Source organism: Streptomyces sp. SID12488 (assembly GCF_010548275.1).
Lineage (GTDB): Bacteria > Actinomycetota > Actinomycetes > Streptomycetales > Streptomycetaceae > Streptomyces.
In genome coordinates this window covers 1-422 of record NZ_JAAGLT010000142.1, presented here as the reverse complement: position 1 = coordinate 422, position 422 = coordinate 1, and the positions used below count along the sequence as shown (strand labels likewise).

Annotated in this window: 1 protein-coding gene; it reads right to left on the bottom strand. The window is 76.3% G+C overall.

Annotated elements, in window-relative coordinates:
* Positions 1 to 422: SNF2 helicase-associated domain-containing protein (locus G3I56_RS42895; protein ID WP_203691977.1), on the bottom strand; the 422-nt coding region annotated here is incomplete at both ends.

Sequence of the window (422 nt, the reverse complement as noted above, 5' to 3'; positions counted from 1 at the left end):
TGCCGATGTCCACGGCGACGGGCGGCGGGGTGGGCACGGTCAGGGTCATGCCGAGTTTCTGGGGGCGCTGCCACCATGTGGGGAGCAGTACGCCGAAACCCGCGTCGGCCAGTGCGGGAGCGGCGTCCCGGAGGAAGCCGAGGGCGCCGGCCCGGTCCAGTGGCAGCCCGGCTGGCCGGTTGCCGCGCAGCGCGCGCCGCACCTCGGGGTAGGCGCGGCCGGCCCGGTCGAGACCGGACAGCAGCGCCTCCTGGGGGCGGGCGGTCTTGCGTTCCAGGGCGCTGAGCGCGGGGCCCTCGCTCCAGACGTCGTCGGCGTGGACCATGAGGGACGGCTCGTCGGACGCCTGGAGCAGGAAGTCCAGCCGCCAGTTGTCGTCGGAGGGGTGGCCGCGCGGGTCGGCGGGGTCCGGGCCCACCGGT